This window comes from Acinetobacter sp. YH12254, assembly GCF_013417415.1.
Lineage (GTDB): Bacteria > Pseudomonadota > Gammaproteobacteria > Pseudomonadales > Moraxellaceae > Acinetobacter > Acinetobacter pseudolwoffii.
The window spans coordinates 280,754-296,506 of sequence record NZ_VPEB01000002.1 but is presented as its reverse complement, the minus strand read 5'-3'; the positions used below and the strand labels follow the sequence as shown (position 1 = coordinate 296,506).

Here is a 15,753-nt window from a genome sequence, read left to right as displayed (position 1 = left end):
TATAATTAAATAGACAAAGATGATAAATTCTTCAATGGACATAACTGTAATTTTATTTTCTTGGTCGAAATTAAAGTGAGGTTATGTCCTTCTCATTTCAATGACTTAAAAAGTTGAGATTGGCGTACTTTTTAGCGCAAAGAATGCTGTCAATAAATCCAATCTTGCTGCAGGTTAAGGTTCAGAACTCTCATGCAGGAAAAGAGTTAGCGGTACACCTGAAATGTTCTAGGGATTAACACGAAGTCGCTGCTCTAGGTTTATAGGGGATAAAAAGGGTAAGCAGAACTTAGCTTGAATCTCATTTTAAAATGCTTGCGGAGCGCTCGAGAAAACCAGTCTTTTCACATTTTAAACAAGACTAGATAGTGAAGGAATAAAAAATGCTCAAAATTTTAAAAGTTAAAAACTTTAACGCCAATTCAATAATTTGATTTTACTTAAATTGGTCATGATTTCTAAAGGCTAGAGCAATATTTATAAAAAACTGCAGAAAGTTCATGATCGAAAATGCAAAACTTCATGCTACAATACGCGCCAATCTTAGCACGGCTTAAAAGCCCTAAATCAATAGGACCTCGCTAATGTTTGCCAATATCTCTATTGCTGAATTTGATCCAGAATTAGCTCAAGCAATCTCGAATGAAGATGCTCGTCAAGAAGCTCATATTGAGCTAATCGCTTCTGAAAACTACTGCTCACCAGCAGTCATGGAAGCTCAAGGTTCAAAACTCACTAACAAATATGCGGAAGGCTACCCAGGTAAACGCTACTATGGCGGTTGCGAATACGTAGACGTGATCGAACAATTGGCGATTGACCGTGCTAAAGAACTCTTTGGTGCTGATTATGCTAACGTTCAGCCACATGCTGGTTCACAAGCAAACTCAGCGGTTTACTTAGCGCTTCTTAACCCTGGCGATACAGTTTTGGGTATGAGCCTTGCTCACGGTGGTCACTTGACTCACGGTGCAAAAGTAAGCTTCTCTGGTAAAACATATAACGCGATTCAATATGGTTTAAACCCAGAAACTGGCGAAATCGACTATGAAGAAGTTGAACGTTTAGCGGTGGAACACAAGCCACGTATGATCGTTGCAGGTTTCTCTGCATACAGCCAAATCGTAGACTGGCAGCGTTTCCGTGACATCGCGGACAAAGTGGGTGCTTACCTGTTTGTTGATATGGCGCACGTTGCAGGTCTGGTTGCTGCTGGCGTTTACCCAAGCCCAGTGCAAATTGCTGACGTAACAACGACAACGACTCACAAAACACTTCGTGGTCCACGTTCTGGTTTAATCCTTGCGAAAGCAAACGAAGAAATCGAGAAAAAATTACAGTCTGCTGTATTCCCGGGTAACCAAGGTGGTCCTTTGGTTCACGCGATTGCAGCGAAAGCGATCTGCTTTAAAGAAGCGATGGCGCCTGAATACAAAGAATATCAAAAGCAAGTTGTGGTGAATGCAAAAGCCATGGCTGAAGTGCTAATCGCTCGTGGTTATGATATTGTGTCTGGCGGTACTGAGAACCACTTGTTCTTGTTGTCGTTAATCAAACAAGATATCACAGGTAAAGAAGCGGATGCCTGGTTAGGTGCTGCGCACATTACTGTGAACAAAAACTCTGTACCAAACGATCCACGTTCTCCGTTCGTGACTTCAGGTATCCGTATCGGCACACCTGCAGTAACAACCCGTGGTTTCGGTGAAGCTGAAGTACGTGACCTTGCAGGCTGGATTGCTGACATTCTGGATGCGAAAGGTGATGAAACGGTCATTAACGCGGTGAAAGCGAAGGTTGAAACTGTATGTGCTAAATTCCCAGTTTATGCATAATCGGTTTTAATCGGAAAGGAGCTCCCAACCGGGAGCTTTTTTTATAGCTGTTAAAATGACGAGACAAAAATCAGGATTTGGTTTAGCGCAATTCGAGTTGAACTATATCTATATCGCACCATGATTCAGGCTTAATATTTTATAGCTGATGTTGATAGGACAAGAAAATGAGTCATCAACAAAATCATATTGCGTTTTTCTGAATCTGGCTTAAAGTCTTTTATAGACCAATCTCATTTTTAAATATTTAAAAGAACTGATTTATTCATTGCCAGCTTTTTAGATCCACCCTGTACATTCTGCTTAGTACCTGAAAATTTTTATGCAAATTTCAGACGAGCTCAAGTGTTGGTGCAATAAGCGCTGTGAATGAGATCATTTTCTTTAAATTTGAACATTGTATTTATAGGAATCATTCAAATATGGGCACAACCTGTATTTGGTGTTCCTGTTGGCTGTTGATTCATTAATTTTTTATTTAGGTATCTAACAAAGGTAATCAGGATGAATAAAACCACTATTATTTTATCTCAGCAGGATTTAGATCGTCTGGAAACCATGCTTGAGCATCAGACCAAGCTGAGCGAAACCATGATCCGTCTGGAAGATGAACTGGCACGTGCTGAAATAGTTGGCCCCGCGGAGATCGCAAGTAATATTGTCACCATGCATTCGCGTGTGTTACTGACTATTGCACCGTCTCCAGAGCCTGTGGAAGTCACACTGGTTTACCCACATGAGTTTAAAGGTGATAAAGGTCAGGTGAATGTGATTGCACCGATAGGCGCAGCCATTCTGGGCTTAGCCGAAGGTCAAACCATTGAATGGCCACAACCAGATGGCCACACCATGAAAGTGACCATTGAAAAAGTGCTTTATCAGCCAGAGAGTACCGGGGATTATCTCTGATATTGTCTTGAACGCATGCTCAAAAGCCATAGTAATATGGCTTTTTTCATCTATGATTTATGATTGATGTTCAAGAGTTTCATCAGACTAAGCTAGCAGTACAGCAAAATTTATCAAACACATTTGCTTTCATTGCAAAAAATATAATTAAAATAAAGATAAAACATGGATTTAGTTAAAGTGATGTAACGAATTTCTGGATAAATATACACAACGTGGTCTGTTTTTTTGCTACATTCGAGGATATTCAAGATTTTTATTTAATCTCTCTAAAAGGATACAGTCTTCGTCATGTCGCGATTTGAAGCTTTACCCGCCTTGACTGACATGTCTTTTGATCGTGAAGAAATACTGGCGATCAAACGTAATGAACTTGTGCCTGTACTGAGCCATCAATATGGACTGAATCATTATGCGGATTCTCTGATTCAGGCACAATCGGTGTTATTAAATGGGGTCGATCCGCATTTGACCCAACAGCTGAGCCAGACCATTGAGCAATTGATTCAGGCTTTGGCAGAATCTAAAAAATATCTGAAAAAACGTAAATTTAATGCACTACAAAAATGGCTTGGGATCGATCTGGATTATGGTTCGAGTCAGGTTGAATATTATCAGCGACTGGACCGTTTACTCGATCAAGCAGATCACCTAAGTCGTAAGTTACAGATTGAAATCCAGAAATCTCAGGCCCGTTTTCAGCAGCTTTTGGGTCTACGTGAGCAGATGGCCAAGCATATTGTCGCGGCAGACGAGTTTTTATCAGAATATCCGCTGTTCATCAAAAACCAGCATCCACTGGATAATTTTTCTGAGCGGCTTTCCAAGAAAATCAATACACTGCGTACCTTGCAAAGCAGTAATGACATTGCCATTACCCAGATGCAGCTTTCACAGCAGCTGTCCTTTAGCTTATTAGACCGCTTTAAAGAAGCGCAACAGGTCTTGATTCCGGCTTGGCAATATCATGTCCAACAAAGCCAGAGCAAGCACTCGACAAGTGATCTGGAAAAACTTGATAATAGCCGTGAAAGTCTGATTAAAACGTTAAAAAAATCCCTCGAGAAACCCTCGAAAACATAACAATATAAGGTGAACCATGACCAAGTCTGATTTAGTAAATTTACCTGTTGAAAGCTCGAATGAACTGGTCGAACAAAAATTTCAGCAAATGGATCTGAAAGAACTGGGCTTGCAACCTGCTGACTTTCAGGAAGTACTGGCAGCACGTAAAGAATTGCAGGATATGAGTCATAACAGCGTGGCTGAGTATGGTAAAAATATTGCGACCAAAACCTCGACCTATACTGATGAATTACTGAATCTGGTCCAAAATAGAGATCTGGATGCGACAGGGCAGAAACTGAATCAGGTGGTGCAGGTGGCCCAGCAACTGAATACCAGCAGCATTTTAAGTCAAAAGAAAAGTTCAGGTTTTTTTGGTAATCTCCTGAGCAAGTTCAAAGGTGCAAAAGGTAACTTTGATGCACATTTCAATACCACCAAAGAGCAGCTCGATGTGCTGGTCAAAGAAATTGAAACCTCGCAGTCCGGTTTGAAAGCGCGTGTAGATACCCTGGATAAAATGTTTGACGGGGTACAGGATGAATATAAACAGTTAGGCGTACATATTGCAGCCGGCCGTTTACGTGAGCAGGAGCTGCAGCAGGAAATCTCCGCTTTAACCGCTTTGCCACAAGATCAAACCACAACACAGAAAATTTATGATCTGAACCATCTGGCCAATAATCTGGAAAAACGGGTCAGCGATTTGCAGGTTTTACAGCAATCTGCCATGCAAACCTTGCCGATGATCCGGATTATTCAGTCCAACAACCTGATGCTGGTCGACAAGTTTTATGCCATTAAAAATATTACTTTACCGGCATGGAAAAACCAGATCAGTCTGGCCATTTCTCTGAGCGAACAAAAGAACAGTGTCCAGCTGGCCAATACCATTGATGATGCCACCAATGAACTGCTGCGCCGTAATGCAGATCTATTGCATCAGAACTCTGTCGATACCGCAAAAGCCAATCAGCGCTCGGTAATTGATATCGAAACGCTTGAACATGTGCAAAACACCCTCATTAAAACAGTCAATGATGTGATTCAGATTCAGAAAGAAGGTGTACAAAAACGCACAGAAGCAACCGTGCGTTTGAAGGCTTTACAGGATAATCTGAATCACTTGGTGATTGAATCAAGTACGAGCGGATCAAAGCCCAACTAAACATTGTGGTTGAAGATCTAAAAGGAGTAAAGATTGCCTCCCTTAGATGAATATGCGGTGTCTCCTGGTGAGATCAAGCAAGGCGTGGTTGCGCTCAAGAAACGTCAACGCAATTTGATGTTATTAGGTATCACCAGTTCTACGGTATTTATTGCCTCCATCATTGGTCTGTTTTTTCAGCAGGATCTGGTCTATGGCTTTTTTGGCCTGAGTACCGAAGTGCAGCAGTTACATTTACCGGTCAGTGTAGATGCCACGCTGGCCAGCATTGGTGATAGTCCGGATTATTTTTTTAGTTTGCTGAGCTGGTTTGGCTGGCTGATTATTAAAATTTTTGCTTCTTTTATCGGTGCATTTTTTATCATTGGCCTATTAAAGAAACTGCGTTTCTTTTATGTGCGCTTTCAGTCTTTTGTGCTGAAATTTGTCGCCTGGCTAATTGCCTTTATCGTGATCTGGTCGGGATTAACTTACTGGCAGCATGATTTACGGAATGACCGGCATGATGCTTATCAGCAGGTAGTGTATTACGATAGCAATATCAATGACAGTGAAATTGCACGATACCTCGCCGATTCAGAGATTGCCGCACCGGTAAAATCTTATTTACTGGCACAAACAGCACTTTTGCATAAACCGCAAGATTTATCGGCTGCAAAACCTTATGTATTCAATCTGGTAGAAGCAGAAAAGCAGGATTCAAAATTTGAGCAATATGGCTTTAAGCCGGAACAAATTTGGACTATGCAGCAACAGATCTATGGTCAAGCCATGACACCGGTTGCCAAGAGTGTAAATACGCAAGTACAACAGGCAAACCAGTTGAGTCAGATCACTTATCTGGTGATTATTGGAGTGGCCATTTTATCGGCATTTCTGAGTTTGGTTCTGTTCTTCTTGGCCAATTCAATCAAAGGCCGATCCTTGCGTATCGAGCAACGGATAAATTAATGTTTTAGAAATGCTCCTGTTTAGGAGCATTTTTTATCTGCTGATGAAACAGTATAAAAATTAAAAGCTGAAATACCAAAAATAATTATCAAACCAGTGATCTAAAAAAACGATTTATAATATAAAAACAAACCGTTTTACCTATTTTGATTTATGCACTAATATCGCTTTATCAAATAAATATTTATTCCTTTGGAGACGTTAGCCATGTTAGACCAAAATACTTCAGCCCAATTAAAAACACTACTCGAACGTCTGGAAAGCCCGATTGAACTGGTTGCGACTTTAAATGATTCCGACAAATCTGCAAAAATCAAAGAACTTGTAGAAGAAGTGGCTGCATTATCTGATTTAGTCACTGCACGCTTTGATGGTCAGAACCAACGTGCACCAAGTTTCGGTATTGCCAAAGCAGGTGAAGAACCACGGGTCTACTTCGCAGGTCTGCCAATGGGGCATGAATTCACCTCACTGATTCTGGCTTTACTGCAAAGCTCTGGTTATGCACCGAAAGTATCTGCTGAAGTTTTAGAGTCGATTAAAGGCTTAGGGATCAAATCTGATTTTGATGTATTTGTATCACTCAGCTGCCATAACTGTCCGGATGTGGTTCAAGCCTTAAACCTGATTGCAATTTACAACCCGGGCACAACAGCCACCATGATTGATGGTGCCTTCTTCCAGGATGAAGTGGAAGAACGCAAAATCATGGCGGTGCCGATGGTGTTCCAGGACAACCAGCATATCGGTCAGGGTCGTATGACTTTGGAAGAAATCGTGGCAAAACTGGACACCAACTCTGCAGCAAAAGAGGCTGAAAAGCTCAATGCCAAAGATGCCTTTGATGTACTGGTGATTGGTGGTGGCCCTGCAGGGAATACCTCTGCGATCTATGCTGCACGTAAAGGCATTAAAACTGGAATCGTGGCTGAACGCATGGGCGGTCAGGTCATGGACACCATGGATATTGAGAACTTTACCTCGATTCAGAAAACCCAAGGACCTAAGTTTGCTGCTGAAATGGAAGCACATGTACGTGAATACGGTGTTGACATCATGAACCTGCAACGTGTATCCAACATCAAAGGTGCTTCTGAGACTGCAAATGGCTTGGTTGAAGTCACTTTAGAGAATGGTGCCAAACTTGAATCAAAAACCGTGATTCTGTCTACAGGTGCGCGCTGGAGAGAAATGAACGTTCCGGGTGAACAGGAATACAAAACCCGTGGTGTGGCCTACTGCCCACACTGTGATGGTCCTCTGTTTAAAGGCAAACGTGTTGCGGTAATCGGTGGGGGTAACTCAGGTGTAGAAGCTGCGATTGATCTTGCAGGGATTGTAGAGCATGTGACTTTGGTTGAGTTTGATAGCAAGCTTCGTGCGGATCAGGTACTTCAGGACAAATTAACAAGCTTGCCAAACACCACGGTGATTAAAAATGCCTTGTCGACTGAAGTGGTGGGTGACGGTTCACAAGTGACTGCACTGAAATACAAAGACCGTGTAACAGATGAAGAGCACACTGTTGAATTGGCTGCTATCTTCGTACAGATTGGTTTGTTGCCGAATACCGATTTCTTAAAAGCAACAGCGGTAGAACTTTCAAATCGTGGCGAGATCCTGATTAATGAGCGTAACGAGACCAATGTGAAAGGTGTATTTGCGGCGGGTGACTGTACTACTGTTCCTTATAAGCAGATCATCATTGCCACAGGTGAAGGCGCGAAAGCATCACTGTCTGCATTTGATTACATCATCCGTTCAGGTCAGTAAAAATAACACCAAGGTTCCCCAAAACCTTGGTGTTCGATCTCGATTATCTTTGTTATACCTTTTTATAGGAACTCCGGACGCTAACACCAGAGTTCCTTTTTTTATTGTTATATTTGCTTCCTTTTTTAGATCAGCCAGAAGCATCCCCAATTGCTTCTGGCTGTTTCTTTCCTCTGTACTGTTTTTGTTCTGACTCTTATTATTCAGCCTTCCCCAAGGTTGTCTTTATTCAATGCAATATTTATTCCAATGTTTGATCAGTACTTAAGACTGGAACAAATTCAAGACTTTAAATTTTTCTAACAGTTGCTCTTGCGTCTCTACATGCTCAGGATGTGGCACAATGCACTCAATTGGGCATACATCTACACAGGTTTGGCGCTCATAAAAGCCGACACATTCCGTACAACGGTTCACATCAATCTCATAGACTTTCGCACCCTCATAAATCGCATCATTTGGACATTCTGCTAAACACATATCGCAATTGATGCATTTGTCGGTAATCAGCAGCGCCATGTTTAACTCCCCTGATAAGCCAGTGACGATGCCGAAATATCTATAGTCGATGTCGGCAGATTGCGGATGAGCAGTGCATATTGCATATCTACATCTGCTGGAACCGGAATCTCGACGATATGACCTGAGCCTTTAGCCTCAGAAATCAGATTGCCTTTTTTGTCTTTCATTTCGGTTAAAACAAAGCTGATATTGCCTTGAGTCGTCATCAGCTCTAAGGAATCACCCACGACAAAACGGTTTTTTACATCAATTTTGATGGAGTTACCGTTACGTTCTAAGACTTCACCGCAGAACTGTTGATGGTCAAAACTTGAAGAGCCATTTTCATAATTTTGATATTCACTGTGCACATGACGGCGCAGGAAACCTTCGGTATACCCACGATTGGCCAGACCTTCTAATTGCGTCATCAATGCTGGGTCAAATGGTTGGCCCGCAAGCGCATCATCAATGGCCTTACGATAGATTTGTGCGGTACGGGCACAGTAAAAATAGGATTTGGTCCGGCCTTCAATCTTCAAGGAATGTACCCCGACCTTGATCAGACGCTCGATATATTGTACCGCACGTAAGTCTTTAGAATTCATGAAATAAGTGCCATGTTCATCTTCTTCGGCAGCAAACATGTCTTCATCATTACGCTGTAATAATATCGGTTCATCAAATTGATGCTGTGCTTGCATATGTGCTTCGTCGGCATCTTGAGAGCAGCAGCCTGAATCCAGATTTTTCACCGGAATCACATCACCAATTTCATCTTCCTTCGCATCCAGAACTTTGTATTCCCAGCGGCAGGCATTGGTACACGCACCCTGATTGGCATCACGTTTATTCATGTAACCAGACAGCATGCAACGGCCGGAATAGGCCATGCACAGCGCACCATGTACGAAAACCTCAATCTCCATATCCGGTACTTGCTGTTTAATCTCAGCAATTTCTTCAATCGATAATTCACGTGACAGAATCACGCGCGTGAGTCCCATATTTTTCCAGAATTTTACCGTTGCCCAATTCACTGCATTGGCTTGCACAGACAGATGAATATCCATTTCTGGAAAATGTTCACGCACCATCATGATCAGGCCCGGATCAGACATGATCAGCGCATCCGGCTGCATCGCCACCACAGGTTCCAGATCACGAATAAAATTTTTCAGTTTGGAATTATGCGGCTGGATATTGACGACCACATAGAACTTTTTACCTAGCTCATGGGCTTCTTGAATGCCAATCGCCAGATTGTCATGATCAAATTCATTATTACGAACGCGCAAACTATAACGCGGCTGACCTGCATAGACTGCATCTGCACCATAGGCGAAGGCATAGCGCATATTTTTCAGTGAACCGGCAGGTGAGAGGAGTTCAGTAACGGTCGTCAGGCTCATGATGGAATCGAAAGACATATAAAAAGTACGGCTTTATTCTAACCATCTAAAATTTGGATTCAACCCAGTAAATTACTCGGAAATAAGCCATTTAGAATAAAAAGAATGTTTTATTTTGAGTGAAATGAAGCACTAAAATTATTCAATATTCAATTATTTTCAGTCTGTTCGAGCATTTTTAAAATCTGGCAATGATCAATGGTGGTCGGGACATTACAACTTTTGCGAAGTGCAATCAGCTGTTGTTCGAATAGCTGTAATTCCCTAATTTTTCTGGAGATATCCTCTAAATGCTGGTCAATGAGCTGATTCACTGCACCGCATTCCTGCTGCGGATTCTGTTCGAGTTTAATCAGGGCTTCAATCTCTTTTAAGGACATGTCCAAAGCACGACAGCGTTTGATAAAAAGCAGCCTTTTCAGGGCTTCTTCACCATAATAACGATAGCGATTACTTGCTCGAAAATTCGGCTGTATCAAGCCTTTCTTCTCATAAAAGCGAATGCTATCTGTGCTTAAAGCAGTCTTTTTGGCTATTTCTGAAATTAAATACACTGACATTGCTCGCTCCTGCTTGACCTTGGAGTTAGTCCATAGTTTCTAATTATTTTAACTCATTTTTTGCACGAAAGTATGGAAGATCAACATGGCCTGTAGCTGTAGTCATGAACCTGCTCCATCCAAACCTGACAGTAAGTTTAGAACGGCGTTATGGATTGCCTTGGTGGTGAACCTGACTTTATTTGTGGTAGAACTGATTGGTGGGGCCTATGCACATTCATCGGCTTTGTGGGCAGATGCCTTGGACTTCTTTGGTGATGCCGTCAATTATGGCGTCTCTTTGGCGGTCATCGGTGCAAGTCTGTACTGGCGCGCAACAGTCGCTTTACTCAAGGGAATGACCATGGCCTTATTTGGCCTGGTGATCATGGGAAAAGTCATTTATGCCTATCTGCAAGGCATTCCGCCAGAGGCACTGACCATGGGCTTGATTGGTGTGCTGGCATTGCTGGCAAATGTATTTACGGCAGTCATTCTTTATGCCTTTCGTGAAGGTGATTCCAATATGCGGTCAGTCTGGCTGTGTAGCCGAAATGATGCCATTGGCAATGCTGCCGTGATTCTGGCAGCAGTCGGGGTTTTTGGTACAGGCAGTCTGTGGCCAGATATAATAGTGGCGATGATTATGGCGAGTCTTGGTTTAACTGCGGGTTATCAGATTGTGAAGCAGGCACTGGCAGAACGGGCATTAGGACATGAGTCAGCCTGATTCTGAATATTTAAGTTTAATCCTAAAAAAGCTGCTTAACGGGCAGCTTTTTTATGGCCTGTATATTTTAAATAGATGAAAAATAAAGCTTTACAAATCCACTAATTTTAGAAAGAATCATCCGCGAAATTTATAGAATAGCAATATAACTTAACCATTTAATTTTTATTGTTTTTGAGGGGGGACAATGAACTTCATAAAACTACTTTCACTTGCGGCCATGGTGCTGATGACGGGCTGTAGCTCTATGGTCATCACTTATGATGCCACCGGTCAGGTGATTGGATCATGTAAAGCAACACGCGGTCTGCTTTCAACTGCAAGTGCCCATTGTGGTGGTTCAGGTAATGCGATGGGTGTGAATTACAATAGCATGGATGCCAAGACGGGTTTGTTGCCAGCACTGCCAAGTCAAAACCAGATTAATTTAAAGCCATAAAGAATACAGGGGAATATCATGAAATTATCAGCACTTATTGCACTGGCACTGGTATTAACAGGCTGTGCATCGACAGTGACTACATTTGACTCACATGGCCTTATGATCGGTTCATGTAAGGCAGAAAGCGGTTTTATCATTGGTGGTGGCGCAGGCTGTTCAGGTTCTGCCAATCAGGAAGGTCGTGATCGTTAATTTTTTAACGCCGATTCAAATAAAAAACCGAAGCTTCAAGCTTCGGTTTTTTTAATTCTGATCATCTAAAATCAGATTTTATTTTTCCACGAATGCACGTTCAATCACGTAATCGCCTAGAACACCCATTTTAGGTGACTCTTTTAGACCGTGTTGGTCTAGAAGTGCAGCCACATCGTCGAGGAAGGCCGGGCTACCACACAACATAGCGCGATCCGTTTCCGGGTTAAAACGTGGCAGACCAATTTTTTCAAACAGTTCGCCGGTTTCAATTGCAGTCGTAACGCGACCTTGGTTCGGATATTCTTCACGGGTTACGGTTGGGTAGTACACTAATTTTTCTTTTGCACCAAGCTCTGAGAAGAATTCGTGATTTGGTACTTCATTCAAAATCAAATCTTGATAAGCCAGTTCAGAAATGAAACGGGTACCATGCACGATAATGATTTTTTCAAAACGTTCATAAGTTTCAGGATCACGGATGGTCGCCAAGAATGGTGCAAGGCCAGTGCCTGAAGACAGAAGATACAAGTTTTTACCTGGGTTCAGGTCATCTAGCACCAAAGTACCTGTCGGTTTTTTAGAAATCAGGATGTCATCGCCGACTTTTACTTTTTGTAGAATGGAAGTCAGTGGGCCATCCGGCACTTTAATTGAGAAAAACTCTAACTCTTCTTCGTAGTTGGCACTTGCAATTGAATATGCACGCATTAAGGGCTTGCCATTGACTTCAAGGCCGATCATTACAAACTGACCGTTTTTAAAACGTAAAGCAGTGTCACGAGTCGTTTTAAAAGAGAATAAAGTATCATTCCAGTGGTGGACGTGAGTAATCTTTTCGACGTTAAAAGCAGCCATTAAAGGTCTCAATAAGTTATCAAATTAGAACAACTTGCTATTCTAAACTAAATCCATTCTCTATAAACTGAATATATTTAATTGAGCTTATCAAAAAAAGTGATGATGACTGAAATTAAGTTGCCGATTATTGGTTATATGCAATCACCCTATAAAGAAAAATTTGGTATTCCACGGCAGCCCAATCTGGTGCAGGTCGAAAGTTATATCGAAATGGTCGGCCCCTATAATGATTTGCTGGCATTTGAAGGAATTGAGGCTTTTAGTCATCTCTGGCTGATCTGGCAGTTTCATGATAATAAATATCAAGAGAATGCGAAATTCCGTCCGCAAGTACGTCCACCACGTTTGGGCGGCAATCAGAAGATTGGCGTTTTTGCGACACGGAGCATGTATCGTCCAGCACCGATTGGCTTGTCAGTCGTTCAACTCAAAGAAGTCAAGAAGATCGGCAAGAATGTACGTGTGTATCTAAATGGAAGTGATTTAGTGAATGGAACGCCGATTGTCGATATCAAACCCTATATTCAGTATTCAGATGCCGTGATTGAGGCACAAAGTGGTTATGCACAGGATGAGCCACAACGTAAATCGGTAATTTGGACAGAAGAGGCAGAGCAGCAAAAACAGCAGTTCATGAGTAAGGGAAAAGTTTCTCCACAAATACTGCAAGAACTCGAAAAAGTTCTCTCTTTGGATCCGAGACCTGCTTATCAGGATGATGAGGAACGGGTTTATGGAATGAAGTTTGCGGATTTAGATGTGAGGTTTTTGGTAAGAGAGTTATCTGTTTATATATCAGAAATAGAATATACTGAATTGTGATTGAAGAAACTAAGATAAGCGTATCTTATATACGCTTATCTCTAGTCATATTTTTACTTCAATTTACGATATTTATCAATTTCTTGACTAGCAGTAGAGTTGAAAACAGTACATTCTTTTTGTAAAGATTGAATATATAACTCTTGTTCTAAAATTTCCTCTGCATCTGTAAGATTATCAGACTTAAGGTCTTTTAAAATTTGTGTTTCAATTTCAATTTCTTTATTTAAAGAGTAATAGATACCTGATTTATTGTACTCGCCCATACGATATTTATTATCAACTTGCACAAGAGCACTAATATATTCATTTGGGTAAATTGAATTCGAGATGAAAGCGTTATAACTACCTAAATTTATAGTTTTATATCCCTCAGAGAATATGTTCTGGAAACTATCATAAGTCTCATATGGATTTTTATACATCATAATGAAGTCTTTACTCGAAGATAAACTTAATCCTCTTAAGCACTTTGAGCCATTTGGAAATGTCTTGCCTTTAAGTTTGGAAAGATAAAATTGTGCGAAATCACCATAATTATCCAGCTTAGGTTCTAAAGAGACTAGATACAGATGAGTATCTATGTATTCACCCAATAGTTTACCCGATAGATCGACTAACTCATATTTTTCAGTTAATTGAAGGCCTGTATGTCCAATTTTAGAGGATGGAATATAAGTTTTCTCAGTCACCGAGTTTTTTAGAAGTGATCCAATTTTATAGCCTAATTCAGGATCTTTATTTAACTCTAATTCGTACAGACCTTCATTGGTTAAGTAATCACCAAAAATATACAGTTCATTTATATCAAGATTTTCCATATCTTTTAGGTTGCTTAAATAGTCTACACGGACATACTGCGTATCTCCTTTACTCGTAAAAGTGAGTTTGTCGAATAAATAATCGGAGCCAGTAAAATATGAAGGAGAATAGGCAGACCATTCAGAATCATTTGTTGTAGTATTTCCAGTTCCAGTTCCAGTTCCAGTTCCAGTTCCAGTTCCAGTTCCAGTTCCAGGGTTTGAATCAGAAGAAGAGGATCCCCCACCACAAGCACTTAGCATGAATGCACTAAAAATTGCGAGTGATAAATTCTTAAATTTCATAAAAATCCCTATAAAAAATCGTAGTAATAAAATTGTTTTTTAAAATAAAGCAGACTAATTATAGCGAATAAATATCAAAATTAAATTTGCAAAATATATAAAAATTAAATATTTAAATATACTTAACAATCAAAATGTCATCCACCACAAAATACCAATCAACACCGCCATATGCAAAATCTGTACTGGCGCAAAGTACAGGGAAAATTTGAAACCACCTGTTACAGCAGCATTGACTGACTTGGCTACAGCATGTGCGCCCAGCCCTAAAAGCAGGGCATAGATCAGCCGGGTATTGGATGGATCTCCTTGAATGACCACGCTTGCCATTGCGGCATGAATTTCAAATAAAGATGCGAACAAGGTACCTGCCAGCAAACCCGCATCTCCTAGTAATAGCTCTAGCCCATAAATTCCAGCCTGAATCAATGTCAAGGTGACAGCAATAATTACCGCCTCCTTCAGGCTAAACATCTGACTATCTTCTTTCTTTGCACAGTTCTCCGCTGGCTTGGCTTTACGTAATAGCAGAAATGCACAAGCAGCCAAAATGGCCATCGCAACCAGGGAGGGTAAAATCAGAATTTTCAGCCAGCTCCACGACACCCCTCCAACGACAATAAATAATAGTATCAGGGTCGAAATACAGGACATGAGTGCTGCGCCTGCATTGGATTTAGCATCGACCTCACCTTTGCGTACCTGTAGACCTAAATGGGCAATGGTCGCAGTACTCGAGACAAAACCTGAAGCGAGGGAGGATAGCATGAGGGCATTTTTACTGGATAAAAGCCGTTTGGCCACGTGAGCAAGTGCCTGTACCACCAGAATCAGAGTGAGTAGTCTCAAGATCAGGTGCGGGTTGAGGACTTCTCCCCATAAAGGCGTGTCGGGTGTTAGTGGCAGGCCGATCAGAATCAGGGCAAGTAATAATAGCCCATCTTTAAACTCTGCTTCGGTAATCCATTGTCCGGCAATATTATGCAGGGAGTGTTTGGCCATCAGAATAGTCGTCAGCATGACCGCGAGCCCTGCGGCCAAGGGGATATTCCAAAGACAGATTGCCCCAATAAAATACGTCATGAGAAAGGCGAGTTCTGTGGTAATGCCAGGATCTTCAGGCTGATTTCGGATTGAAAAAATCACCATGCCACCCACAATCAGCGCACCGGCAAGTCCAATACTCATACCGAACAGGAAGCATAGCGCACCCAATAAGGCACAGATGGCAAAAGAGCGTAAACCGGCAAAACTGGGTTGATGTTCACGTTGTTTATGACGCTCTCGTTCCAGGCCAATTAACAAACCACAGCCTAAAGCCGCCGTCAGGATGGCCAGAAGCTCCTGAAAAGAGCTACTGCTATTCAGGGGTACCGCGCTAAAATCCAAGTTTCACCTCAGCCACCTAACAAAACATGCTGTTTGAAATATAGGCGATTCTTCTAGA

16 protein-coding genes are annotated in these 15,753 nt (G+C 41.6%); 10 read left to right on the top strand and 6 right to left on the bottom strand.

Features of this window, described 5'->3' with window-relative positions; all coding sequences use genetic code 11:
* Positions 1-584 precede the first annotated feature (584 nt).
* From glyA to ahpF, 6 genes are all read left to right on the top strand, one after another.
* Positions 585-1,835: a serine hydroxymethyltransferase gene (gene glyA, locus FTV29_RS03185; protein WP_005097502.1), complete on the top strand. Its 1,251-nt coding sequence runs from the start codon at positions 585-587 to the stop codon at positions 1,833-1,835.
* A 504-nt stretch (positions 1,836-2,339) separates the two neighbouring features.
* Complete coding sequence (gene rnk, locus FTV29_RS03180; protein ID WP_005097501.1) at positions 2,340-2,744, top strand: nucleoside diphosphate kinase regulator; 405 nt, start codon at positions 2,340-2,342, stop codon at positions 2,742-2,744.
* Positions 2,745-3,035: 291 nt separating this feature from the next.
* A complete protein-coding gene (locus FTV29_RS03175; RefSeq protein ID WP_005097500.1) occupies positions 3,036-3,827 on the top strand; it encodes a hypothetical protein in 792 nt (263 codons plus the stop codon).
* A gap of 16 nt (positions 3,828-3,843) precedes the next feature.
* Positions 3,844-4,977 (top strand): toxic anion resistance protein, encoded by a 1,134-nt coding sequence (locus FTV29_RS03170; protein ID WP_074383320.1) that lies wholly within the window; start codon positions 3,844-3,846, stop codon positions 4,975-4,977.
* Positions 4,978-5,010: 33 nt separating this feature from the next.
* Positions 5,011-5,928: a hypothetical protein gene (locus tag FTV29_RS03165; protein ID WP_180075057.1), complete on the top strand. Its 918-nt coding sequence runs from the start codon at positions 5,011-5,013 to the stop codon at positions 5,926-5,928.
* A 207-nt stretch (positions 5,929-6,135) separates the two neighbouring features.
* Complete coding sequence (ahpF, locus tag FTV29_RS03160) at positions 6,136-7,701, top strand: alkyl hydroperoxide reductase subunit F (RefSeq protein ID WP_180075056.1); 1,566 nt, start codon at positions 6,136-6,138, stop codon at positions 7,699-7,701.
* A 264-nt stretch (positions 7,702-7,965) separates the two neighbouring features.
* Here ahpF and FTV29_RS03155 read toward each other — a convergent pair whose 3' ends face one another.
* The 3 genes from FTV29_RS03155 to FTV29_RS03145 all read right to left on the bottom strand — a co-directional run bounded on the left by FTV29_RS03155 (position 7,966) and on the right by FTV29_RS03145 (position 10,174).
* Entirely contained in the window at positions 7,966-8,220 is a 255-nt protein-coding gene (locus FTV29_RS03155; RefSeq protein WP_005097495.1) for a YfhL family 4Fe-4S dicluster ferredoxin, read from the bottom strand.
* A gap of 2 nt (positions 8,221-8,222) precedes the next feature.
* Positions 8,223-9,632, bottom strand: a complete 1,410-nt coding sequence (gene yegQ, locus FTV29_RS03150; RefSeq protein ID WP_180075055.1) for a tRNA 5-hydroxyuridine modification protein YegQ — start codon at positions 9,630-9,632, stop codon at positions 8,223-8,225.
* Positions 9,633-9,763: 131 nt separating this feature from the next.
* Positions 9,764-10,174 (bottom strand): Cd(II)/Pb(II)-responsive transcriptional regulator, encoded by a 411-nt coding sequence (locus tag FTV29_RS03145; protein WP_180075054.1) that lies wholly within the window; start codon positions 10,172-10,174, stop codon positions 9,764-9,766.
* An 85-nt stretch (positions 10,175-10,259) separates the two neighbouring features.
* On the opposite strand from FTV29_RS03145, the gene FTV29_RS03140 reads away from it, so the two are divergent.
* The 3 genes from FTV29_RS03140 to FTV29_RS03130 all read left to right on the top strand — a co-directional run bounded on the left by FTV29_RS03140 (position 10,260) and on the right by FTV29_RS03130 (position 11,517).
* Positions 10,260-10,883 carry a cation transporter gene (locus tag FTV29_RS03140; RefSeq protein WP_180075053.1) on the top strand — a complete coding sequence of 208 codons (624 nt, stop codon included), beginning with the start codon at positions 10,260-10,262 and terminating at the stop codon, positions 10,881-10,883.
* 187 nt (positions 10,884-11,070) lie between these two features.
* A complete protein-coding gene (locus FTV29_RS03135) occupies positions 11,071-11,322 on the top strand; it encodes a hypothetical protein (RefSeq protein WP_005170200.1) in 252 nt (83 codons plus the stop codon).
* A gap of 18 nt (positions 11,323-11,340) precedes the next feature.
* A complete protein-coding gene (locus FTV29_RS03130; protein ID WP_180075052.1) occupies positions 11,341-11,517 on the top strand; it encodes a hypothetical protein in 177 nt (58 codons plus the stop codon).
* A gap of 78 nt (positions 11,518-11,595) precedes the next feature.
* Here FTV29_RS03130 and FTV29_RS03125 read toward each other — a convergent pair whose 3' ends face one another.
* The gene (locus tag FTV29_RS03125; protein WP_005097483.1) at positions 11,596-12,375 is read right to left on the bottom strand and encodes a ferredoxin--NADP reductase; all 780 of its coding nucleotides are present in this window, start codon (positions 12,373-12,375) and stop codon (positions 11,596-11,598) included.
* Positions 12,376-12,480: 105 nt separating this feature from the next.
* Here FTV29_RS03125 and tsaA point away from each other — a divergent pair, with 105 nt between their 5' ends.
* Complete coding sequence (tsaA, locus tag FTV29_RS03120; protein ID WP_180075051.1) at positions 12,481-13,200, top strand: tRNA (N6-threonylcarbamoyladenosine(37)-N6)-methyltransferase TrmO; 720 nt, start codon at positions 12,481-12,483, stop codon at positions 13,198-13,200.
* A 53-nt stretch (positions 13,201-13,253) separates the two neighbouring features.
* On the opposite strand, the gene FTV29_RS03115 is transcribed toward tsaA, so the two are convergent.
* Positions 13,254-14,306 carry a hypothetical protein gene (locus tag FTV29_RS03115; RefSeq protein WP_180075050.1) on the bottom strand — a complete coding sequence of 351 codons (1,053 nt, stop codon included), beginning with the start codon at positions 14,304-14,306 and terminating at the stop codon, positions 13,254-13,256.
* Positions 14,307-14,435: 129 nt separating this feature from the next.
* Entirely contained in the window at positions 14,436-15,695 is a 1,260-nt protein-coding gene (locus FTV29_RS03110) for an MgtC/SapB family protein (protein WP_180075049.1), read from the bottom strand.
* Positions 15,696-15,753 lie beyond the last annotated feature (58 nt).

Bases quoted from the DNA above. Each gene is read 5' to 3' on its own strand.
- glyA (WP_005097502.1), top strand. From the start codon at position 585: ATGTTTGCCAATATCTCTATTGCTGAATTTGATCCAGAATTAGCTCAA.
- rnk (WP_005097501.1), top strand. From the start codon at position 2,340: ATGAATAAAACCACTATTATTTTATCTCAGCAGGATTTAGATCGTCTG.
- FTV29_RS03175 (WP_005097500.1), top strand. From the start codon at position 3,036: ATGTCGCGATTTGAAGCTTTACCCGCCTTGACTGACATGTCTTTTGAT.
- FTV29_RS03170 (WP_074383320.1), top strand. From the start codon at position 3,844: ATGACCAAGTCTGATTTAGTAAATTTACCTGTTGAAAGCTCGAATGAA.
- ahpF (WP_180075056.1), top strand. From the start codon at position 6,136: ATGTTAGACCAAAATACTTCAGCCCAATTAAAAACACTACTCGAACGT.
- FTV29_RS03155 (WP_005097495.1), bottom strand. From the start codon at position 8,220: ATGGCGCTGCTGATTACCGACAAATGCATCAATTGCGATATGTGTTTA.
- yegQ (WP_180075055.1), bottom strand. From the start codon at position 9,632: ATGTCTTTCGATTCCATCATGAGCCTGACGACCGTTACTGAACTCCTC.
- FTV29_RS03145 (WP_180075054.1), bottom strand. From the start codon at position 10,174: ATGTCAGTGTATTTAATTTCAGAAATAGCCAAAAAGACTGCTTTAAGC.
- FTV29_RS03140 (WP_180075053.1), top strand. From the start codon at position 10,260: ATGGCCTGTAGCTGTAGTCATGAACCTGCTCCATCCAAACCTGACAGT.
- FTV29_RS03135 (WP_005170200.1), top strand. From the start codon at position 11,071: ATGAACTTCATAAAACTACTTTCACTTGCGGCCATGGTGCTGATGACG.
- FTV29_RS03130 (WP_180075052.1), top strand. From the start codon at position 11,341: ATGAAATTATCAGCACTTATTGCACTGGCACTGGTATTAACAGGCTGT.
- FTV29_RS03125 (WP_005097483.1), bottom strand. From the start codon at position 12,375: ATGGCTGCTTTTAACGTCGAAAAGATTACTCACGTCCACCACTGGAAT.
- tsaA (WP_180075051.1), top strand. From the start codon at position 12,481: ATGACTGAAATTAAGTTGCCGATTATTGGTTATATGCAATCACCCTAT.
- FTV29_RS03115 (WP_180075050.1), bottom strand. From the start codon at position 14,306: ATGAAATTTAAGAATTTATCACTCGCAATTTTTAGTGCATTCATGCTA.